The sequence below is a fragment of the Rhizobium sp. AG207R genome (genome assembly GCF_027109195.1).
In the GTDB taxonomy this organism is placed as follows: domain Bacteria; phylum Pseudomonadota; class Alphaproteobacteria; order Rhizobiales; family Rhizobiaceae; genus Rhizobium; species Rhizobium dioscoreae.
Genome location: NZ_JAEPVT010000002.1, coordinates 470,117 through 489,638, shown reverse-complemented (window position 1 = coordinate 489,638; position 19,522 = coordinate 470,117). Strand labels below are relative to the sequence as shown.

General features: G+C 60.4%; 20 protein-coding genes. 11 read left to right on the top strand and 9 right to left on the bottom strand.

Translation table 11 applies throughout. The features are described from left to right. Positions 1-6: 6 nt before the first annotated feature. Positions 7-378, bottom strand: coding sequence for an NIPSNAP family protein (locus tag JJQ51_RS06360; RefSeq protein WP_152093681.1), 372 nt, complete (start codon positions 376-378; stop codon positions 7-9). A gap of 326 nt (positions 379-704) precedes the next feature. Here JJQ51_RS06360 and guaB point away from each other — a divergent pair, with 326 nt between their 5' ends. From guaB to JJQ51_RS06335, 5 genes are all read left to right on the top strand, one after another. Then, positions 705-2,189 carry an IMP dehydrogenase gene (guaB, locus tag JJQ51_RS06355; protein ID WP_113353808.1) on the top strand — a complete coding sequence of 495 codons (1,485 nt, stop codon included), beginning with the start codon at positions 705-707 and terminating at the stop codon, positions 2,187-2,189. 3 nt (positions 2,190-2,192) lie between these two features. Next, a complete protein-coding gene (locus JJQ51_RS06350; protein ID WP_152093680.1) occupies positions 2,193-2,783 on the top strand; it encodes a hypothetical protein in 591 nt (196 codons plus the stop codon). A 98-nt stretch (positions 2,784-2,881) separates the two neighbouring features. Then, a complete protein-coding gene (locus JJQ51_RS06345) occupies positions 2,882-3,304 on the top strand; it encodes an MAPEG family protein (protein ID WP_113353810.1) in 423 nt (140 codons plus the stop codon). A gap of 144 nt (positions 3,305-3,448) precedes the next feature. Next, a complete protein-coding gene (locus JJQ51_RS06340) occupies positions 3,449-4,330 on the top strand; it encodes a dienelactone hydrolase family protein (protein WP_152093679.1) in 882 nt (293 codons plus the stop codon). Between the two features lie 209 nt (positions 4,331-4,539). Beyond that, entirely contained in the window at positions 4,540-5,172 is a 633-nt protein-coding gene (locus JJQ51_RS06335; RefSeq protein WP_069612359.1) for a TetR/AcrR family transcriptional regulator, read from the top strand. A 34-nt stretch (positions 5,173-5,206) separates the two neighbouring features. Here the strand turns inward: JJQ51_RS06335 and JJQ51_RS06330 are convergent, their stop codons facing one another. After that, complete coding sequence (locus JJQ51_RS06330) at positions 5,207-6,160, bottom strand: LysR substrate-binding domain-containing protein (RefSeq protein WP_069612360.1); 954 nt, start codon at positions 6,158-6,160, stop codon at positions 5,207-5,209. A 201-nt stretch (positions 6,161-6,361) separates the two neighbouring features. Between JJQ51_RS06330 and JJQ51_RS06325 the strand changes: the two genes are divergently transcribed. From JJQ51_RS06325 to JJQ51_RS06315, 3 genes are all read left to right on the top strand, one after another. Beyond that, a complete protein-coding gene (locus JJQ51_RS06325; protein ID WP_113353813.1) occupies positions 6,362-6,661 on the top strand; it encodes a DUF1127 domain-containing protein in 300 nt (99 codons plus the stop codon). 191 nt (positions 6,662-6,852) lie between these two features. Further along, the gene (locus tag JJQ51_RS06320) at positions 6,853-7,431 is read left to right on the top strand and encodes a dienelactone hydrolase family protein (RefSeq protein WP_269244434.1); all 579 of its coding nucleotides are present in this window, start codon (positions 6,853-6,855) and stop codon (positions 7,429-7,431) included. Positions 7,432-7,580: 149 nt separating this feature from the next. Next, entirely contained in the window at positions 7,581-9,179 is a 1,599-nt protein-coding gene (locus JJQ51_RS06315) for an ABC-F family ATP-binding cassette domain-containing protein (RefSeq protein WP_269244433.1), read from the top strand. Between the two features lie 7 nt (positions 9,180-9,186). Here the strand turns inward: JJQ51_RS06315 and JJQ51_RS06310 are convergent, their stop codons facing one another. The 3 genes from JJQ51_RS06310 to JJQ51_RS06300 form a co-directional block, all read right to left on the bottom strand. Next, positions 9,187-10,065, bottom strand: a complete 879-nt coding sequence (locus tag JJQ51_RS06310; protein WP_269244432.1) for an aldo/keto reductase family oxidoreductase — start codon at positions 10,063-10,065, stop codon at positions 9,187-9,189. A gap of 127 nt (positions 10,066-10,192) precedes the next feature. After that, positions 10,193-11,062: a DUF937 domain-containing protein gene (locus tag JJQ51_RS06305; RefSeq protein ID WP_113395715.1), complete on the bottom strand. Its 870-nt coding sequence runs from the start codon at positions 11,060-11,062 to the stop codon at positions 10,193-10,195. Positions 11,063-11,309: 247 nt separating this feature from the next. Further along, on the bottom strand, positions 11,310-12,683 hold the full coding sequence (locus tag JJQ51_RS06300) for a glutamate--cysteine ligase (RefSeq protein ID WP_269244431.1): 1,374 nt from the start codon (positions 12,681-12,683) through the stop codon (positions 11,310-11,312). A gap of 243 nt (positions 12,684-12,926) precedes the next feature. Here JJQ51_RS06300 and JJQ51_RS06295 point away from each other — a divergent pair, with 243 nt between their 5' ends. Then, positions 12,927-13,541, top strand: coding sequence for a LysE family translocator (locus tag JJQ51_RS06295; protein WP_269244430.1), 615 nt, complete (start codon positions 12,927-12,929; stop codon positions 13,539-13,541). A gap of 4 nt (positions 13,542-13,545) precedes the next feature. Here JJQ51_RS06295 and JJQ51_RS06290 read toward each other — a convergent pair whose 3' ends face one another. From JJQ51_RS06290 to JJQ51_RS06280, 3 genes are all read right to left on the bottom strand, one after another. Then, positions 13,546-14,283 carry a 16S rRNA (uracil(1498)-N(3))-methyltransferase gene (locus tag JJQ51_RS06290; RefSeq protein WP_113353818.1) on the bottom strand — a complete coding sequence of 246 codons (738 nt, stop codon included), beginning with the start codon at positions 14,281-14,283 and terminating at the stop codon, positions 13,546-13,548. 71 nt (positions 14,284-14,354) lie between these two features. Then, a complete protein-coding gene (locus JJQ51_RS06285) occupies positions 14,355-15,890 on the bottom strand; it encodes an inorganic phosphate transporter (protein ID WP_269244429.1) in 1,536 nt (511 codons plus the stop codon). A gap of 96 nt (positions 15,891-15,986) precedes the next feature. Then, a complete protein-coding gene (locus tag JJQ51_RS06280; RefSeq protein WP_113330131.1) occupies positions 15,987-16,445 on the bottom strand; it encodes an NUDIX hydrolase in 459 nt (152 codons plus the stop codon). A gap of 301 nt (positions 16,446-16,746) precedes the next feature. Here JJQ51_RS06280 and JJQ51_RS06275 point away from each other — a divergent pair, with 301 nt between their 5' ends. Both JJQ51_RS06275 and JJQ51_RS06270 read left to right on the top strand, forming a co-directional pair. After that, positions 16,747-17,655 carry a LysR substrate-binding domain-containing protein gene (locus JJQ51_RS06275; RefSeq protein ID WP_269244428.1) on the top strand — a complete coding sequence of 303 codons (909 nt, stop codon included), beginning with the start codon at positions 16,747-16,749 and terminating at the stop codon, positions 17,653-17,655. A gap of 127 nt (positions 17,656-17,782) precedes the next feature. Next, a complete protein-coding gene (locus tag JJQ51_RS06270; protein ID WP_269244427.1) occupies positions 17,783-18,946 on the top strand; it encodes an adenosylhomocysteinase in 1,164 nt (387 codons plus the stop codon). A 3-nt stretch (positions 18,947-18,949) separates the two neighbouring features. On the opposite strand, the gene JJQ51_RS06265 is transcribed toward JJQ51_RS06270, so the two are convergent. Continuing rightward, positions 18,950-19,513 carry an O-acetyl-ADP-ribose deacetylase gene (locus tag JJQ51_RS06265; RefSeq protein WP_269244426.1) on the bottom strand — a complete coding sequence of 188 codons (564 nt, stop codon included), beginning with the start codon at positions 19,511-19,513 and terminating at the stop codon, positions 18,950-18,952. Positions 19,514-19,522 lie beyond the last annotated feature (9 nt).

Below are 19,522 nucleotides of genomic sequence, written 5' to 3'. Positions count from 1 at the left end.
CTCTGTTTAAGACTTTACCCGTAGCACCGGCCGCAAGAAAGTTCGCTCGTAGCTGATGAATGGTGGACTCCTACCGAAGCGTTCGTTTGCGGCAATTCCGTCCGGATCGGCTGCAACACGCTCGCGGTATTGCAGGTAGGTTGTCTCATCTGGAAATGTAAATAGTGCGACCGCTATGTCGCCGGGGCCTTCTTCACCTATGCCCGGAAAGCTCACTCCCGCCTCCGCCGGCTTGTCTCTGGGTATGAAGTAGCCGTGATGCGTTCCGCCATGGCGTTCGATGAGCTCGATCCAAATCCGGCTGTAAGCTTCGAATTCCGAAATTCTATGGTGATCGATGCGGTAGCGAACTTCGCACGTAACCGGGCTTTTGAGCATTGAAAGACCATTTCTTCAACAAGCAGGCCCAAGGGCTCCTGCGTCCGGCCGACCGTGATACCTTATGTCATGGCACAATATGTCATGGCACAATTTTCCGGAATAGACTGCCGCCGTTGCCCCTGTCGGAAGCGCCTGACGATGACGTGGAGCCGAATCCCGCGCTGAAGCCAAGGCTTAGCATATCTGCCCCTCGCTTTTTGCTATTCCCTTCCTGTCATGAACGTGTTACCAGCCCTCGCCAACTTCCAAGCAACACTTGCAAGATCGCCCGGTAGACGATTCGTTCCGGGCTTTCCTGTTTTTCACAGACGAAGGAATTGGCCATGGCACGCATTATTGAAACGTCAACCGGGTTGGATGCCCTCACATTCGACGACGTGCTCCTGCAGCCGGGACACTCGGAGGTCATGCCGGGCCAGACGAATATCGCCACCCGCATCGCCCAGGACATCGAGCTCAACCTGCCGATCCTCTCCGCCGCCATGGATACGGTCACGGAAAGCCGTCTTGCGATCGCCATGGCCCAAGCCGGCGGCATGGGTGTTATCCACCGCAATCTGACACCGGTGCAGCAGGCCGAAGAGGTCCGCCAGGTCAAGAAGTTCGAAAGCGGCATGGTGGTCAATCCGGTCACCATCGGCCCCGACGCCACGCTTGCCGAAGCGCTTGCTCTGATGAAGGCCCACGGCATTTCCGGCATCCCGGTCGTCGAAAAGTCGCACCGCCTCGTCGGCATCCTCACCAATCGCGACGTCCGCTTCGCCTCCGACCCCTCCCAGAAGATCTTCGAGCTGATGACCCGCGAAAATCTGGTCACGGTCGCAGAAAGCGTCCAGCAACAGGAAGCCAAGCGCCTGCTGCACAAGCACCGCATCGAAAAGCTGCTTGTCGTTGACGCTGACAGCCGTCTGGTCGGTTTGATCACCGTCAAGGATATCGAGAAGTCGCAGCTGAACCCGAACGCTTCGAAGGATGCTCAGGGCCGCCTGCGCGCTGCCGCCGCCATCAGCGTCGGCGATGACGGTTTCGAACGTGCCGAACGCCTGATTGAGGCTGGCGTCGACCTTCTGGTCGTCGATACCGCCCATGGTCACTCGCAGCGCGTTCTCGATGCCGTCACCCGCGTCAAGAAGCTGTCCAACTCCGTCCGCATCATGGCCGGCAATGTCGCCACCTATGACGGCACGCGGGCGTTGATCGATGCCGGCGCTGACGCCGTCAAGGTCGGTATCGGCCCCGGCTCCATCTGCACGACCCGCATCGTCGCTGGTGTTGGTGTGCCGCAGCTCGCAGCCATCATGTCGGCGGTCGAGGCTGCGCAGGCTCAGAACATTCCCGTCATCGCCGATGGCGGCATCAAGTTCTCCGGCGACCTGGCAAAGGCGATCGCCGCCGGCGCTTCCGCAGCGATGATCGGCTCGCTGCTTGCCGGTACGGATGAAAGCCCGGGCGAGGTTTATCTCTACCAGGGCCGCTCCTTCAAGGCCTATCGCGGCATGGGCTCCGTCGGCGCCATGGCGCGCGGCTCGGCCGACCGCTACTTCCAGGCCGAGGTCCGCGACACGTTGAAGCTCGTGCCGGAAGGCATCGAAGGCCAGGTTCCCTATAAGGGGCCTGTCTCCGGCGTGCTGCATCAGCTCGCAGGCGGCCTCAAAGCGGCCATGGGCTATGTCGGCGGTGCCGACCTCAAGGATTTCCAGGAGCGCGCGACCTTCGTGCGCATCTCCGGCGCGGGCCTGCGCGAAAGCCATGCCCATGACGTCACGATCACCCGCGAAAGCCCGAACTATCCGGGCGCAGGCGGCTGATTGATGGCAGATCGCGCTTCGGGCAACGCCAGGTCCTTACAGGGCCTGGCGGCGATCCTTGCGGCTCTTTCGCTGGCACTCTTCGCCTGGATCTATGCCGGCTTCGCAAGAGCATTCAGCGATGCCGCCGCCGGCCAGTCGATGCTCGATGTGCGCATCGGCGGCTATGAGAGCGAAGATGTCATCGCCATGCTGCGCTATCTCCGGGAGCATCCCGATCCGGCCGCGATCCTGCATTCTATGTATCTCGGGCCGGAGCTGATCTTCCCGCTGGTGCTGGGCGGGTTGCTGTTTTGCCTGATGCGGCTGGTCGGCCCCGGCGGTTTTTTCTTCGGCCGGCCGATCCCACCGGGTGGGACCACGGTCATTTTCTGCCTGCCGATCTTTTATACGCTTGTCGATTATGCCGAGAATATCGCCGGCCTGATGCTCTATCCGCCGGCAATGCCCTCCGATGCCACGGTATCGCTGCTTGCGACCCTCCTGCCCATCATCATCAGGCTGAAATTTCTGACGCTGGTTGTGACAGTGATTCTGCTGGTCCGTTTTGCGATTTTTCGCTACCTATCGCGCGACAGTTCCAAACCGTCCTGATCGACTACAGTGCCGCGCGTCATATGCGACGCGCAAAGGTCGCTGCAGCATTTCAGATCTACTGTATAGCTTTCGGAAGTTCCAAAGGAGTTGGCCGCGTGACAGGCTATGAAATGTTCTGGCCCATGGTGGCGCATGCGGTACTGGTTTTCATCCTCTATGCGCTCCTGGGATGGCGCCGCCGTGTGCTGGTGAAGGCCGGCCGCATTCAGCCAGAGCAATTCCGCGAAAATCATGCAGCCGATGAGCCAGCGGAAAGCTTGGTAGTGCGAAACAGCCTCGCCAATCAGTTCGAACTTCCCTTGCTCTTCCATGCCTGCTGCATCGTACTCTACACCACACAGGCCGATAATCTGGCGGCCGTGATCCTCGCCTGGATTTTTGTCGCGGCACGCTACGCTCATGCCTTCGTGCATGTGACCAGCAACGATCTGCGCTATCGCAGTCCGCTCTTCGCCCTTGGTTTTGCAGCCCTGGTCTGCATGTGGGGCTGGCTCGGCATCTGGCTCACCTTCTCCTGATGCAGGATGACGACCGCAGCCGCAACCTGCGGTAACGCGTTTGTGTTTTTCCTTTCCCATTGCGGTGAGATCCGCTGACCTATCTTGTCAGCGGGTGGCCGGTCGTTTGTTGCCTGCTGCCGGGGAAACAGGGAGAACAGGATCATGAGCACGGAAAAGCCGGTTGTGACGCAGGCGATGATCAACGCCTATGACGAATACACGCATCTGACGCTCGATCGTCGGGGTTTCATGGAAAAGCTGACCAAGCTCGCAGGCTCGGCCGGGGCCGCCGCCGCCATCGCGCCGCTGCTTGCCGCCAACAAGGCGAGTGCCGAGATCATTGCCGCCGACGATAGCAGGCTGGACACGAAGGACGTGACCTTTGCCGGCAGCAAGGGCGAGATGAAGGGGTATCTCGCCCGCCCGAAAGATGCGGCCGGCAAGCTCGGTGGTGTCATCGTCATCCACGAGAACCGAGGCCTCAACCCGCATATCCGCGATGTCGCCCGCCGCGTAGCGCTGGAAGGTTTCGTGGCGCTGGCGCCGGATTTCTTGTCTCCGCTGGGCGGCACGCCCGAGGATGAGGACAAGGCGCGCGACATGTTCACCAATCTCGATCCGGCATTGACGGCCGCCAATGCCGAAGCGAGCCTGACTTACCTCGCAAAGACGGATGGCGCCAACGGCAAGGTCGGTGCCGTCGGCTTCTGCTGGGGTGGTGGCCTAGTCAACCGTTTTGCGACCATCTCGCCGGAGCTGAAGGCAGGCGTTGCCTATTACGGCGCGCAGCCGCCCGCGGGCGAGGTTCCGAAAATCAAGGCGGCCCTATTGCTACACTATGCCGGCCTCGACGATCGCATCAACGCCGGTATCGATGCCTATCGCAAGGAGTTGCAGGCAGGCGGTAAGACCTTCGAAATCTTCGTCTATGAAGGCGTCAATCATGCTTTCAACAATGACACCTCGGCCGCCCGTTACGACAAGAAGGCAGCCGATCTCGCCTGGGGAAGGACGGTGGAATTCTTGAAGAAATACGTGTCCTAGAACGACACAAATCGCCGACGTTGACGTGTCGGCGATCGGTTGGTTACGAGGGCGAAACCATGTTTCGGCCTCGTTTTCCGGAGTCTGATTACGGCTCCTAAGTGATGATTAAAATTGAGCTTTTCCCGTTTACGCGCATTGAACGCGTCTGGTGTCATAGCGTCTGCGCGCTTGAGCGCCGTTCAGTGTGAGAATGAAACGGGAAGAGCATGAATCCGGATAGTCCCGACCGCATTACGTTCCGAAAGAGGCCACAGCAGGAGCGAAGCATCCAGCGTGTCGATGCCATTCTGTCGGTCGCGGCCGCGCTGATCGCCGAGAAGGGGGTGAGCGCGATGAAGATGACCGAGCTGGCTGCGGTTGCCGCGATCCCGATCGGCTCCGTCTATCAGTATTTTCCGGACAAGGCGGCGATCGTCCGTGCCTTGCTCGAACGGCATTCCAGCCGCATCAGGCTAAAGGTGGGAGAGGCTTTTGCCTTCGTGACATCGCTCGATCACGCCATCGAGCTCGTCTGCACCATGATCGATTGGTATTATCGCGAGTTTCGCAGCGATCCCGCCTATCTCGGCGTCTGGCTAGGTACGGACATCGACAGGGATATCCTTCAGCTCAACATTCAACACAGCAATCGTGTCGCCGAAATTTTCCTGGACAGCATTCGGCCTTTTCTGCCGGCTGAAAGCCGCATCGACCTCGAGGCGCGCACGCAGCTGTTCAGCCATCTGATCGGCGCATCCGTCCGCTTTGCCATCATGAGCGACGACGAGATGGCAAAGCGCATGTTGCACGAATGGAAGCAGGTGATCCGCGCCACCCTGCTGGCGGAGCCGGAGCAGTAACCACTCGAAAGTAACAGGCTGGTGCGCTTCGAGCTCACCAGCCCGGTAGAATGTGCCCGGCGCGCAGTCGCGGATAGAAGCGCGTGTAGGTTTTCACCTCGCCATCAAGATCGTCATCCACCGCAGCCGGCGTGATGTTGTCGAGGCAGGCGGAGATATGCGCTGTGATGGCGTTCATCAGCGATACGGAAAGGCCGGCCCGCTTCATGATGCCGATCTGCACCGGCGGCAGCGGTGGGAAGCCATCGGCTTGGGTCAGTACCTTCATGCCGGTCCTGAGCGCCGATTCCGGCATGACCGAAACCGCCATGCCAGCAAGTACGGCCGCGGCAACGACAGTGCAGGACCAGCTGGTGAACAGGATTTGATAGTCGCGGCCGCCGGCATCAAGCGCCGAGCAGGCGAGCTGGCGCCACTGACAGTCGCGACGGCCGACGGCGAGCGGAATGGGCGCATCATCGCGCAGCGGATGGTTGGCCGAGCCGACCCAGCAGAGCGGCTCCGTTCGAACGACGTCCGACATGCGTTCGCGCGGATTGTGGGTGACGAGCGCGATATCGAGCTCGCCGCGATGCATGCGCTCGGCAAGGTCGACCGAGGGCTCGCAGACGATGTAGAGCTCGACATTCGGATGCGTCTTCGCAAAACGGCCGATGATTTCGGGCATGTAGCGATCGGCATAATCGTCCGGTGTGCCGATGCGCAGCGTGCCTTCGAGACGGTTGTCATCGAAAGCGGCGATGGCCTCGTTGTTCAGGCGAATGATGCGGCGGGCATAGTTCAGCAGCTTGTCGCCTTCCGCCGTCAGGCGGTTGCCGCGTCCATCCTTGATGAAAAGCTGCTTGCCGACGCGCTCTTCCAGCCGGCGCATCTGCATGGAGACGGCCGATTGTGTCTTGAACACCCGGTCGGCCGCCTTGGTGAAGCTTCCGGAATCCACGATTGCGATGAAGGTCTGCAACTGATCGATATCAAGCGGCGCGGACATGGGCTCACCTATAAAGGAGTTTGATAGTTATCATTAGAAACATTCGTTGGACTGATCAATAGGCCTTTGGCATCTTCTGAATGTAATTCAGCATACCAATCGAACAGAAACACCTGTCGAACTCCTCCCGGCCTACGCCCCTTTTCCGGATCGCCGAAAAGGGGCTGGGCTCGCGTGTGCCCAAAGAAAAGGAATACGGAAATGCGCACGACAGATCGGACCTTTGACCTCGGCCTAGCAACGCCATCGCTGTCGCTGACGGCACGGGTTATGCTTGCTTTGAGCAATGTCGCATCGATCTGGCGCGCAATCCGAAATCGCAAGGAAATCGAATATCTGAATGAGCTGAACGACAGCCAGCTGCACGATATCGGCCTCACCAGGCAGGATCTGAACGCTGCGCTGACCACCTCGACCTTCTTCGGGGATCCGTCCGGCCATCTCACCAATTCCGCGCGTCGCTGCACGCGCCTCTCTGCCTCCAGCAGCTTAAGAGGCTGATGGCGGACAATAGTTTCCCCGCAGGGTGATAGCCAATAAGCCCTGCCTCTTTCCCGGTGTTCGGCCCAAGGGCCAACACCGGGTTTTTTCTTTCTGGAGACCGGTTTCTGTCATAGATGATGCGCGGGCAAGTTGCCTACGGCGGCAACCGTCTTATCTAACGACCAGATCCGAACAATAGGGAAGCAACGATGGCAACCGTGATCTTCTTCCATTCCGTCTATGGTCTGCGCTCACTCGAGCATGAGGCGGTCGAGCGTGTGCAGGCGGCAGGCCACAAGGCTTTCGCGCCGGATCTCTATGACGGCCTGATCGCCCGGTCGATCGAAGAAGGGTTCGAATTCAAGGACGAGATCGGCTGGGAAACGATCTGCGAGCGCGCCGAATGGGCGCTGGCTGGCCTGCCGGCCTCGACTGTATTGGCCGGCTTCTCTATGGGGGCGGGTGTTATCTCTAGCCTCTGGCCGAAGCGGGAAAAGACCGCCGGCATCCTGTTTCTGCATGGCATTGCCCCGATCGCCGAGAATGCGTGCAAGGGCCTGCCGCTGCAGCTTCATCTGGCTGAACCGGACCCGTTCGAACCGGAGGAAGACGTTGCGGCATGGCGACAGGCTGCCGAGCGCTCCGGAACCGTTGCGGAGATTTTTCGATATCCGGGCGGCGGTCATCTCTACACCGATGCAAGCCTGCCCGATTATGACGCCAAGGCGGCCGATCTTACCTGGAAGCGGGTCATCGACTTCCTCGATGCCATCGACGTCAATGCGTGAAATGCCTGCATCTTTACTCGCAGGGCTTGAACTGAAGATACTGCTCGCCTAATTTATGAGCATCGTTGATACCAACAGGATGTGTGCAGCAATGGATTCCACCTCGACCGCAATGCCGTTCAGCCTTGCCATCGAGGACATTCTTGCTCATGCCTATATCCATCGTTCTATCCAATCTTTCGTGGTCCACGCCTGACGGCCGGACGCTTCTTTCCCATCTCGATCTCAGCTTCGGTGCCGAACGCACCGGCCTTGTCGGACGCAACGGCGTCGGCAAGACGACACTGATCAAGCTCATCTCCGGCGAGCTGCAGCCGCAATCCGGCAGCATCTCGTTCAACGGCCGATTGGGAATCCTGCGCCAGAGCGTGCAGGTGGAGGCGGACGAAACTGTCGCCGATCTCTTCGGTGCAAGCGAAGCCCTTGCTGTCCTGAAGCGGGCGGAAGCCGGCGAGGCGACCAATGATGAACTCGCGTTGGCTGACTGGACGCTCGAGTCACGCATCGCCGCGGCTCTTGATCATGTCGGGCTGGACGTCGTCCCGGAAACGCCTCTGGCGACCCTGTCGGGGGGACAGCGCACTCGTTGTGGACTTGCTGCCCTTATCGTCGACGATCCTGATTTCCTGATCCTCGACGAACCCACAAACAATCTCGATCGCGACGGCCGCGCAGCTGTCATCGATCTGCTTGCGGGCTGGAGGGCAGGTGCCATCGTCATCAGCCACGATCGCGAGTTGCTCGACACCATGGATGCGATTGTCGAACTGACATCGCTCGGCGCCTCCCGTTATGGCGGCAACTGGACGCAGTATCGCGAACGCAAGGCGCTGGAGCTTTCCGCCGCCGAACATGATTTTACCGAGGCAGAGAAGCGTGTAGCCGAAGTAGAAAGAAGCGCCCAAGCGGCCGTCGAACGGCAGGCACGGCGAGACAAGGCGGGCCGGAAGATGGCGGCCAAGGGCGGTATTCCGCGCATCATGCTCGGCGGCTTGAAGGAGCGGGCTGAAATGACAAGCGCGGAGAATACGCGGCTCGCCGAACGCCGCCGCGCCCAGGCTCTGCAGGATGCCGCTGCCGCCCGCGAGAAGATAGAGGTTCTACAGCCGCTGACCGTGAAGCTGCCGACATCAGGATTGCCAGCAAACAGGATCGTCCTCAAGATGGAAGGCGTCACTGCTGGCTACGAGCCAGAGCGGCCAATCCTGCGCGACTTCAATTTCATCATGACGGGGCCGGAACGCGTTGCCGTCACCGGGCCGAACGGCTCGGGCAAGACGACACTGCTGGCGCTGGTCTCCGGCGCGCTAAAACCCTGGAGCGGCACGGTGCGGGTCGTCCATTCCGCTTTACTGGACCAAAGGGTCAGCCTTCTCGATCCATCGATTTCGATCCGCGACAATTTCCGCAGGATCAACCCTGATGCGGATGAAAATGCCTGCCGGGCTGCCCTGGCGCGCTTCATGTTCCGGGCTAATGCCGCGTTGCAGACCGCCTCCAGTCTGAGCGGCGGCCAGCTTCTGCGCGCCGGGCTTGCCTGCGTGCTCGGCGGCACGGTGCCGCCATCGCTGTTGATCCTCGACGAACCGACCAACCATCTCGATATCGATTCGATCGCGGCGGTCGAGGCCGGGCTGCGGGCCTATGACGGCTCGCTTCTGGTCGTCAGCCACGATGAGGTGTTTCTCGACAATATCGGCATAGAGAGGCGGCTCGAGTTGCCTGCTCGATTCCCCTCGGATCGGTGAAGGGGCGTCAGGCGTGGCTGGTGCTGGCGATGCGATCGAGTTCGGCAATCGCATCCTCCGGCAGCTTGAGTTCCGCAGCCGCGATATTCTGCTTGAGATGCGTAAGCGACGACGTACCGGGAATGAGCAGGATATTGGGGGCACGCTGCAGCAGCCAGGCAAGAGCCACCTGCATGGGCGTCGCGTTCAGCCGGGCAGCGACATCGGAAAGCGCTGAGGACTGCAGCGGCGTGAAGCCGCCGAGCGGGAAGAAGGGCACATAGGCGATCCCGTCGCGCTCAAGCTCATCAACCAGCGCGTCATCCGTACGCTGCGCCAGATTGTAGAGGTTCTGGACGCAGACGATCTCGGTGATCTTGCGACCCTCTGCGATCTGGTTGCGCGTGACGTTGCTGAGCCCGATATGGCGCACCAGACCCTGCCGCTTGAGCTCGGCAAGGGCGGTCAGCGGCGCCTCGATGGAGCCCTCTGTCGGATGATGCGGGTTGATCATGACGCGGAGATTGACGACGTCGAGTACATCCAGCCCCAGATTGCTTAGATTATCGTGCACCGCCTGCTTCAGCTCATCGGCGGAGAAGGCCGGGAGCCAGGAGGCATCCGTGCCGCGCCGTGCGCCGATTTTTGTGACGATGACGAGATCGTCTCGATAGGGATGGAGCGCTTCCCGGATCAGCCGGTTGGTCACATGCGGACCGTAGAAATCGCTGGTATCGATATGGTCGACGCCGGAGGCGATGGCTTCGCGCAGAACCGCGAGTGCCGTCTCGTGGTCCTTCGGCGGCCCGAAGACGCCGGGGCCTGCAAGCTGCATGGCGCCGTAGCCGAGCCGTTTGACCTTGAGGTTGCCGAGGATGAAGCTTCCGGATTGATCGATGCTGGACATGGCTATCTCCTTTTCAAGATGAAAACAGAAATAGGCTCAGTCGCAGTGTATGATAACCGGGCGCAATGCGTACGGGCTGTGCGGAATTGTGAACAGTGAGCAGGAATCGAAAGCGAGTAGCCAAGCATCACTTCTGTTTCGGAGCAGGCTTGTCCTCGCTCTTCAAATAGCTGTCGAAGATCGCTTCCATGTTTTTCTGATAGGTCTTCTGCACTTCGAGGCCGCTGTCGAACATGGCGTTGAACATCTCGGTATAGGCCGCCATGTCGACGCCGACGGCGGGCTTGGCCTTCGGCTCTTCCTTCGGCGGCTCTGACGGCATCGGGAAGTTCTTCATCATGTCCTGAAACGCCTTGGCGAAGGGATTGTCGAGGAAAGGATTGGTCGGCGCCGGCTTCTCGCGCTTGACCGAATCGGCGCCGAACATCAGCTCCATTGCCTGGGTGAAAGGATTGTCGAAGATGCTCGCCTGCGGCGTCGGCTGCTGCTTGGGCGCAAAGCCGATGCTCTGCAGCCAGCCCTGCATCATCTCGCCCATATCGGTGTTGAGGAAGGGATTGGCCATCTGCGGGATCTGGCCGCTGGTTTCCTTGAAGAGACCGCCCATCAGCGTATCCGCCATGGCCGGCAGCATGCGCTTGTAAATCTCCTGGCCGATGCCGGTCATCTGTGCGGCCTGGGCAGCGACCGCGCGGGAAACCTCCTTCGAGCCGAACAGCCGTCCGAGCACGGCATTGCCGTCGGCAATGCCCTCGGGCGTAAAGGCCTTGGTCATGTCCTCGAAATATTTGGCATAATTGCCGGACGAGATATCCCTCATCACGCCGACGAAATTATAGGGATCGGTGGCGCTGCGCTTGAAGCCGGAGGAAAAGGCCGGCATCAGAGCGGCCATGGCCTTCGTCGCCTGCTCCTGCGCCAGATTGAACTGCTTGGCCATGGCGTCCGTGGCGGCGCCATTCTGTGCCTGCATCATCATGTCGAAGAGTGGCAGCATCGAAGTCCCTTTCCCCGCTAGAGCGTGATGCCGAAAAGTGTAGGCGGTTTTCGGATGACATCACGCTCTATTTCTTTGATTCTAGAGCGGATTCAGATTTTAGGTCGAACAGACCTAAAATCATCCGGCTCTAGGAGGCCGCTTCGGAATCAGGCGGCGCTTGATTCCGATAGTATAGCGGAAAAGGGAGGGCGCATACCGGTTTCTGCCGTGGGGTCGCCGGGCAGCGACGGCAGATAAGCGCCTATCAGTACTGATATTCCTCGAAGATCGGCTCGACCGACTGGTTCCAGCGGCCGTTGTAGAGCATCAAGAGATCGTCGGCGAGCGTGCCCTTCTTGGCGAGCACTTCGTCGAGCGGTGCGAGGAAGACGGTTTCATCCTGCCCGTCGCCATTCAAGCGATTGCGGTTCTTCAGCCCGAGACGGGAAATGCCGACCACTTCGCGAGCGATTTCGAGGAGGCCATGGCCCTTGATCGCCGCCTTCAGGCCCTGTGCCGGTACGACGTTCCGCAGCGCATTGACCTCTTGGAAGTTCCAGTCCTTGGTCAGCTCGTCGGCGGCTGTCAGTGCCTCGTCGTCATAGAGCAGGCCGACCCAGAAGGCCGGCAGCGCACAGATGCGGCGCCAGGGGCCGCCGTCCGCGCCGCGCATCTCAAGGAAGCGCTTGAGGCGGACATCGGGGAACAGCGTCGAGAGATGGTTCGTCCAGTCGCCCATCGTCGGCTCCCAATCGGCGATCTCACCCTTCAGCGCACCGTCCATGAACTGGCGGAAGGTGACGTGCGTACAGTCGTGATAGCGGCCGTCGCGAACGACGAAATACATAGGCACATCGAGCGCCCACTTCACATAGTCTTCGAAGCCGAAATCATCCCTGAAGGTGAAATCGAGCAGGCCGCCGCGGCGGTTGTCTGTATCTTTCCATATTTCGCCGCGCCAGGAGGAAAGCCCGTTTGGCTTGCCATCGGTGAAAGGGGAGGAGGCGAAGAGCGCCGTTGCCAGCGACTGCAGTTTCATCGACACGCGCATCTTGCGGCGCATGTCGGCTTCCGACGAAAAGTCGAGGTTCACCTGGATGGTGCAGGTGCGGTACATCATGTCGAGACCCATGGTGCCGACCTTCGGCATGTAGCGGGTCATGATCTCATAACGCGATTTCGGCATGCGCGGCGTTTCGGCGAGCGTCCATTTCGGGCTGCCGCCGATGCCGAGGAAGCGGATGCCCATCGGCTCGGCAATTTCGCGCACCGTCGCGAGATGGGCATTCGATTCTTTACAGGTTTGGTGAATGGTTTCGAGCGGCGCGCCGGAGAGTTCGAACTGCCCGCCCGGCTCGATCGAGATGGCGCCCATGCCCGAGGGTTCACCGAGCCCGATGATGTTGTCACCGTCCATGATGGGATCCCAGCCGCTCTTCTTCTGCAGCCCCGTGAGGAGCGCGGAAATGCTGGCCTCGCCGAAATAGGGCACAGGGCTGTTGTCGGCGCGGAAGAACACGAATTTCTCGTGCTCGGTGCCGATGCGAAATTTCTCCTGCGGTTTGCAGCCTGCGGCCAGATAGGCCGTCATTTCCGAGACCGAGGAGAGCGGAGTCTGGTCGGTAGTATCGCGCGCCATGGTATTACCTTAGATCTCGGAGAAGAACCCGCGCAAGCCGCAGGTCAATAGGAGGGTGATTGACGCGGATTGAGGTACGGTGCAAGTGAATTTCTTTCAAGGGTCGTTCAAAAAAATAGGATTTTATGTCTCGCAACTGCATCACAGCCGTGTCAGCCACCGGCATATTTGCACAAGCGTTCAAGACATCCCGCTAGTCACGCCGATAGCTTTGCTTCCACTGACATCAGGCGGAGCATATCGATGAACGGTCCGAACGACCTTTACTATCCTATACTGACGCTGCTTCTGGCTTCGCTCGTCATCATGGGAAGTCCCGGTCCCTCGACCATCAGCGCGACGGCGATGGGAGCGGCCTACGGCTTCCGACGGTCGCTCGGTTACGTCTCCGGCCTTATTGCGGGCACCGTGGCTGTTCTGCTCGCGGTAGCGGCTGGCGTCGTTGCCGTCCTGCTGTCGGTGCCGCATGGTGCCCTCCTGCTGACTGTGGTCTCGGCGCTCTATATCCTTTATCTCGCCTTCAAGATCGCCACCGCGCCGCCGCTGTCTCGCCGCGACGATCAGATCGCGGCGCCTGCCTTTTCCGGTGGGTTCCTGCTGGCCGTCGCCAATCCCAAGGCCTATCTCGCGATCGCAGCCGTCTTTGCCGGTGTCAGCCTGTTTCAGGATCAGAGGCTGCTCGACGCCGCCGCCAAGATCGCGCTGCTCACAGCCATGATCGTCGCCATCCATATGGCCTGGCTTCTCGTTGGTGCTTCACTATCCCGTTTCCTTCAAGATCCGAAGATCTCGCGGATCGTCAACATCTCGCTGGCAATCCTGCTGATCGTTGCAACCGTCGCTGCTATACTGGAGTGACGTCTCAGTTCCAGTCGCCGATCGCGGCCTGGATCACCGCCATGGCCGCAACAGCCGCCGTATCGGCACGCAGGATACGCGGGCCAAGCGGAATGGCGGTGACGAAATCGAGGCTGCGCAAGAGGGAGCGCTCTTCTTCGGAAAAACCGCCTTCGGGGCCGACCAGCAGCGCCAGATGCTTCTCCTTTACCCGCGTCAAAAGCGGCAGCGGATTTTGGCCGGCATCGCCCTCGTCGCAATAGATGATGCGGCGCTCGCGCGGCCAGCGGGCGAGCAGATCGGCAAGCTTCACAGGTTCGGCTACGTCGGGAATGCCGAGGATGCCGCACTGCTCTGCCGCCTCGATGACATTGGCCCTGACCTTGTCGAGGTTGGTGATCTTGCCTTGCACATGCTGTGTCATCACCGGCTGCAAGAGGCCGGCGCCCATTTCGACCGCCTTCTGCACGAGATAATCCAATCGCCCGACTTTCAGAGGCGCGAAAAGGTAGTGCAGGTCGGAGGGGGCCGGCTGCGGGCGTGTCTCCTCGACCGGCGTCAGCAGGATGCGCTTGCGGGTGGGGAAGGAGACACGGACTTTCCACTCTCCGTCGCGGCCGTTGAAGACAAGAAGTTCAGCACCATCCTCCATGCGCAGCACGTTGGCGAGATAGTTGAACTGATCCTGGTCAACCTCGATGGCGGTACCAGCCTTGATGTCTGCCGTCACGTACAGCCGCTGCATGCGGAAATTGGCGCGCATGGATTACCCCCGGAATTAACTGGAACACTGAGATGGAGCGGCTCGAAGATCCGGCGAGAAGCCGAACCGCTCTAAATGAAGAGCGCGACCATAACCCAATATACGGCGGCGGCAAGCAGGGCAGCGACCGGCACGGTGATCGCCCAGGCGGCGATGATGGTCATGAAATGCGAGCGGCGCACGAGCCGGCGGCGATGAACCTCATCGGGATTGCGCTCATCGGTGGCTTCCGGCTCGCTCCAGGGTATGCCCGCCGCCTCGGCCTTTTTACGCATATAGTCAAATCGCCGCTTGGAACGGACGGTGGACCACTCGCGAAAGAAGCCGACGCCGAAGACCGCGCCAACGGTAATGTGGGTCGAACTCACGGGGAAACCGAACCAGGCGGCGACGATGACGGTGAGGGCCGCAGACACGGCGACGCAATAGGCACGCATCGGATTGAGCTTGGTGATCTGTTCGCCAAGCAGACGGATGAGCCGCGGCCCATAGAGCAGAACGCCAACGGAGATGCCGCAGCCGCCGATCATGACGACCCAGAAGGGCGCCTTCTGCGTGCTTGTCTCGGCCAGCACGGTGAGCGAGCCGCCAAGCCCGACATCGCGAACGATCGCAGCGAGCGGGCCGATGGCGTTGGCGACGTCGTTGGCGCCATGCGCGAAGGACATCAGGGCTGCAGAGCAGATCAACGGCAGGCGGAAAAGCTTGCGCAACGAGCTGTTCTTGTTTTCCAATCCCGCCGATTGCGCCGCCACAAGCGGCCATGCGCCGAGCCACGCGATGATGCCGACACTGAGGCCGATCGCAAGATTGAGGATATTGGGTATCGTACCTTTGGGTTCGAGCTGGACCACGAGATAGCCCGAGAAGGCGCCGGCCATCAGTCCGATCAGGATCGGAATCCAATATCTGGCGGCGGCAATCTTGTCGTCGCGATAGATGATGCATGTCTCGATAAAGTAGAGGATGCTGGCGGCGATGGTGCCGCCCAGAAAGGGTGTGACAACCCAGCCTGCGGAAATGGCTGCCAGCGTGTTCCAGTTCACCAGCTCCGGGCCGACGGCGGCTGCACCTGCGCCGACGACGGCGCCAACGATCGTATGTGTCGTCGAAACCGGCGCTTTTAGCCAGGTGGCGAAATTGATCCAGAGTGCCGCGGCAAGCAGGGCCGCCATCATCAGCCAGGCAAGTTTGCCGATGCTGACGATGCGATTGGTATCGACGATATGGGTCGAGATCGTATTGATGACCGGGCCGCCGGCAATCGTCGCGCCGAGGATCTCGAAGATGGCGGCCATGACGAGGGCCTGCGTCATGGTGATCGCGCGCGCACCGACCGCCGCACCGACATTGTTGGCGACGTCTTTCGCGCCGATGTTCATGGCCATGTAGCCGGCAAGGGCTACGGCGGCAAAGATCAGCGTCGCGCGCGGCTGGTTGAAAACGTAGATGCCGGCGAAGACCATGGCGAGACCGAGGAAGATCAGGCCGATACCCGGCGCCACCAGACGCCTCGTGACGTGATGCGTCGCGTCCTCGACATAGGTGAATTTGTCGAGGTCCTTGTCGAGCGTCCTTTTTACAGGTGTGGCCGGTCGGTCGGGCATGCAATTCTCTGAATCAAAACTCTCGTATTGCGCTGACCGATAAGGCGCGCAATATCCACCAAGCATACTGGCACAGTTTTTTGTGAGTAATGTGGCTTATTCGGCCTGCGAAACCACCGGAGCGGCCGGCATCCGGCGCGCGAAGGCGAGAATGAGATCGTGCAGTTCCGGTTCGCGAACGCGTTCGGCTGCTTCCTCGCAGGAGACCCACTCCATGGAGCGCTCGCCCTTTTCCTTGAAGTTCTTGACGAGTTCGTTGACTTCGAGAGCGTAGACCTGCACGCGGCATGGCACCTGGATGCCGTCCTTGAGCACCTTGTCGTAGCCGAACGAGCCGAGCGGCTCAGTTTCCACCACGCCGCGCACGCCTGCCTCTTCATAGGCTTCGCGGGCAGCGACTTCATGGGAGAGCTTGCCGGGCATAGGCCATCCCTTGGGGATGACCCAGCGACCAGTGTCGCGGCTGGTCAGCAACAACATCTCAAGATGACCGGTTTTCTTTTTCACCCGATAACAAAGCGCAGCATATTGCTGTCGCGGCGGACGCCGAAACATGAGTTGCACATCATTTGCTATGCGGCTGAGAAAGGCCAATTGTCGGTTCACCTTTGAGAGTTGGAGTGAAGGCTGGAATCTATATTATCACGGTGCGGAAAAATTTTGCGCTCCATATAAGGCTATATGGTATTTCCCCACAAAATTATTGAGTGTTGCGTAGAGAAAAATGCAAAGATTTGTCTTCTGATATTCGCCAGCGATTGTGCTGAAAGCGACATTCAACAGCATTTTCGTGCCGCAGATGGCGCAATCGCATGGATGTGGCTGCTATCATTTTGGAAAGAAAGAAAAACTTATTATGTCCGAACGCATCCCGCCTCGACGCCTGCCGCCCTTGAACGCGCTGCGTGCTTTCGATGCGGTTGCGCGCTGCGGCAGCGTCCTGAAGGCGGCCGATGAGCTTGGCGTCGTGCGCGGGGCTATCAGGCAGCAGCTGAACCTGCTGGAGGCACATTTTGGCGTACCCCTGTTCGACCGGGAGAACGGCAGGCTGGTGCTGACGGCGAAGGGCAGGGCATTCGCCGATTCCGTTGGTGTCGCCTTTGGCATCCTCACCCGGGCCTCCGCCGAACTTTCCGTTGGCGAACCGCGGTCGATTCGACTCGGCGTTCCCTCGGCTTTTGCCGTCTGGTGGCTGATGCCGCGCGTCGCCGCGCTTCAGACGGCACTTCAGGATATCGATATCGACATCGTGCCGATGGCGACAGTCGAGCCGCTTGCCAAGCGCCCCGACCTCGAAGCGGTCATCATGGGCGGCGAATACCGGCCGATGCGCGATATCACCGCTATCCGCTTCATGGAGGATGAGTTCGGTCCCATCGCAACGCCCGATGTCGCCGATCGCCTCGGACTTGCCAACGGTGTTCCGGCACTTGCCGGAGCTGTTGCCCTTGCAAGCCGTTCCGCCCCGAGCCTGTGGGAGGATTGGTTTGCCGAAAGCGGTCATGTCCCCATCCGCTTTGCCGGCAATCGCGAATTCGAAGACCTGCTGCTTGCGCTCGGCGCCGCCCGCTCGGGCCTCGGGGTCGCCATCGCCCCGCGCACCGCCATTGGCGAGGATTTCGATCGCGGTACTTTGGTCGCGCCATTCGGCTTCATCCGTAGGCCGGCGGGCTATAGCCTCAGCATTCGCAGCAGCGATGTGAGGGACCCGGCGCTGGTGCGATTGGCGGATTGGCTAAGCGAGGCGGGGGCCGAACCGGCTTAGCACAGCATCACAGAAAGACGCATTCACATGGCAGATTTTCTGCCATGCAACGCAATGTAATGTCCATCGACACCTCCTTTGCGATCATGCCAGATCGCGGCATCGAACCAACCGGCAGGAGCGCATCATGGATCAGCCTTCTTCTCTTTCGCGTATCGACTGGGTGGCGCGCAGCTGCCGTCTGCTGGCGGCCACAACAGCGGAATTTCGTGACACAAAACCCTTTGCCGGCCTCACAATCGGCACCGGCATTCACCTCGAGCCGAAGACCGTTGCGCTGCTGATGACGCTGCGTGCCGGCGGCGCGGATCTCGTCTGCACCGGCAATCTCAACAGCACCCAGCCGGAAACGGTGGACTATCTGCGCGCTCAGGGCATCAAGGTCTTTGCGACACAGACCCGCGACGCGGAGGAGCATGGTGCGCGTCTCGACGCGATCCTGGCGGAAAAGCCGGACCTGCTGCTCGACAATGGTGGCGATCTCTTCGCCCGCGCGGCCGACAGGCCCTATGCTAATCTGCTTGGCGGCACCGAGGAAACCACATCCGGCCGCACCCGGCTGATGCCGATGCGCGACAAGCTCAACATGCCGATCCTCGTCATCAACGACAGCCCGATCAAGCAGTTCGCCGAAAACCGGCATGCTGTCGGGCAAAGCCTGTTCGAGAGCTATCTGCGCTTCACCAACCGCTCCACCAATGGCAAACATGTGACCGTCTTTGGTTACGGTGCCTGTGGCAAGGGCACCGCTACATGCTTCCGCAATGCATTCTCCACCGTCAGCGTTGTCGATATCGATCCGGTCACGACGCTTGAAGCACATCTCGACGGCTTCACGACGCCGCTGCATGAATCGGCGATCCGCTCTGCCGATATCCTGATCACTGTGACAGGCTATCCAGGCATCATCACGGTTGCCGATCTGCCCTTGATCAAGGATGGCGCGATCCTGATGAACGGCGGCCACTTCCCGCATGAGATCGATGTCGAAGGCTTCCGCGATAGTCCCGATGTCGCCGGCGTCGATCAGTACGAAGCTGAGCAGATCGAGACCGTCCGCATGCGAGATGGCCGTGCCTTCCACATTCTCGGCGGCGGCCACATGGCCAATCTGGCCGGCCCGCGTCCGCTGGGGAATACCGTCGAATCCATGGATCTCGGCTTTGCCCTGCAGGCGCGATGCCTGGAGAGGGTCGCCAAGGGCAGCCTTGGCAAGGAAGCCTGCGTCATCCCCGTTCCCACTGACATCGATGCCCTAGTCGCCTCCGCCTATCTCAACCTCGCGCGATAGGCATCAGGCTCCGGACAGCGCCTGCGGCAGCAATCGGTCGTAGAGTGCCGCCATTTCGTCGCCGAAGCAGCAGAAGATGATCTCATCGAAGGCGCCATCCTCGCTTTCGGCAAGGGTAGTGCGGATCGCGATTCCCGCTGCCGGCTTGGCGGGAAAGCGATAGACGCCGGTGGAAATGGCAGGAAAGGCGATGGTCTTCAGATCGTGTTGCCGGGCAAGGTTGAGGCTGTTGCGATAGCAGTCGGCAAGCAGCTCCTCTTCGCCATGGTTTCCGCCATTCCAGACGGGGCCGACCGTGTGGATCACATGCGTTGCCGGCAGGCGATATCCGCCGGTCATCTTTGCCTGGCCGGTCTTGCAACCATTCAGCGTCCGGCATTCCGCGAGAAGCTCAGGCCCCGCAGCGCGATGGATCGCGCCATCAACACCGCCACCGCCGAGCAGGCTGCTGTTGGCCGCATTGACGATCGCATCGACCTTGAGCTTTGTAATATCGCCAAGCGCCACCGTGAAGCGGGTCTCCGAATTTGGGGCGAGATCGGAACGGATGCTCTCGGGCGCGGACATGACGGTCTC

What these genes read in the sequence shown, in the direction of transcription:
- JJQ51_RS06350 (WP_152093680.1), top strand. Translation starts at nt 2,193, where the DNA reads ATGGCAGATCGCGCTTCGGGCAACGCCAGGTCCTTACAGGGCCTGGCG.
- JJQ51_RS06325 (WP_113353813.1), top strand. Translation starts at nt 6,362, where the DNA reads ATGCGCACGACAGATCGGACCTTTGACCTCGGCCTAGCAACGCCATCG.
- JJQ51_RS06320 (WP_269244434.1), top strand. Translation starts at nt 6,853, where the DNA reads ATGGCAACCGTGATCTTCTTCCATTCCGTCTATGGTCTGCGCTCACTC.
- JJQ51_RS06275 (WP_269244428.1), top strand. Translation starts at nt 16,747, where the DNA reads ATGTCCGAACGCATCCCGCCTCGACGCCTGCCGCCCTTGAACGCGCTG.
- JJQ51_RS06290 (WP_113353818.1), bottom strand. Translation starts at nt 14,283, where the DNA reads ATGCGCGCCAATTTCCGCATGCAGCGGCTGTACGTGACGGCAGACATC.
- JJQ51_RS06300 (WP_269244431.1), bottom strand. Translation starts at nt 12,683, where the DNA reads ATGGCGCGCGATACTACCGACCAGACTCCGCTCTCCTCGGTCTCGGAA.
- JJQ51_RS06295 (WP_269244430.1), top strand. Translation starts at nt 12,927, where the DNA reads ATGAACGGTCCGAACGACCTTTACTATCCTATACTGACGCTGCTTCTG.
- JJQ51_RS06330 (WP_069612360.1), bottom strand. Translation starts at nt 6,160, where the DNA reads ATGTCCGCGCCGCTTGATATCGATCAGTTGCAGACCTTCATCGCAATC.
- JJQ51_RS06335 (WP_069612359.1), top strand. Translation starts at nt 4,540, where the DNA reads ATGAATCCGGATAGTCCCGACCGCATTACGTTCCGAAAGAGGCCACAG.
- JJQ51_RS06285 (WP_269244429.1), bottom strand. Translation starts at nt 15,890, where the DNA reads ATGCCCGACCGACCGGCCACACCTGTAAAAAGGACGCTCGACAAGGAC.
- JJQ51_RS06360 (WP_152093681.1), bottom strand. Translation starts at nt 378, where the DNA reads ATGCTCAAAAGCCCGGTTACGTGCGAAGTTCGCTACCGCATCGATCAC.
- JJQ51_RS06305 (WP_113395715.1), bottom strand. Translation starts at nt 11,062, where the DNA reads ATGCTGCCACTCTTCGACATGATGATGCAGGCACAGAATGGCGCCGCC.
- JJQ51_RS06280 (WP_113330131.1), bottom strand. Translation starts at nt 16,445, where the DNA reads ATGTTTCGGCGTCCGCCGCGACAGCAATATGCTGCGCTTTGTTATCGG.
- JJQ51_RS06340 (WP_152093679.1), top strand. Translation starts at nt 3,449, where the DNA reads ATGAGCACGGAAAAGCCGGTTGTGACGCAGGCGATGATCAACGCCTAT.
- JJQ51_RS06310 (WP_269244432.1), bottom strand. Translation starts at nt 10,065, where the DNA reads ATGTCCAGCATCGATCAATCCGGAAGCTTCATCCTCGGCAACCTCAAG.
- guaB (WP_113353808.1), top strand. Translation starts at nt 705, where the DNA reads ATGGCACGCATTATTGAAACGTCAACCGGGTTGGATGCCCTCACATTC.
- JJQ51_RS06270 (WP_269244427.1), top strand. Translation starts at nt 17,783, where the DNA reads ATGGATCAGCCTTCTTCTCTTTCGCGTATCGACTGGGTGGCGCGCAGC.
- JJQ51_RS06265 (WP_269244426.1), bottom strand. Translation starts at nt 19,513, where the DNA reads ATGTCCGCGCCCGAGAGCATCCGTTCCGATCTCGCCCCAAATTCGGAG.
- JJQ51_RS06315 (WP_269244433.1), top strand. Translation starts at nt 7,581, where the DNA reads ATGCCTATATCCATCGTTCTATCCAATCTTTCGTGGTCCACGCCTGAC.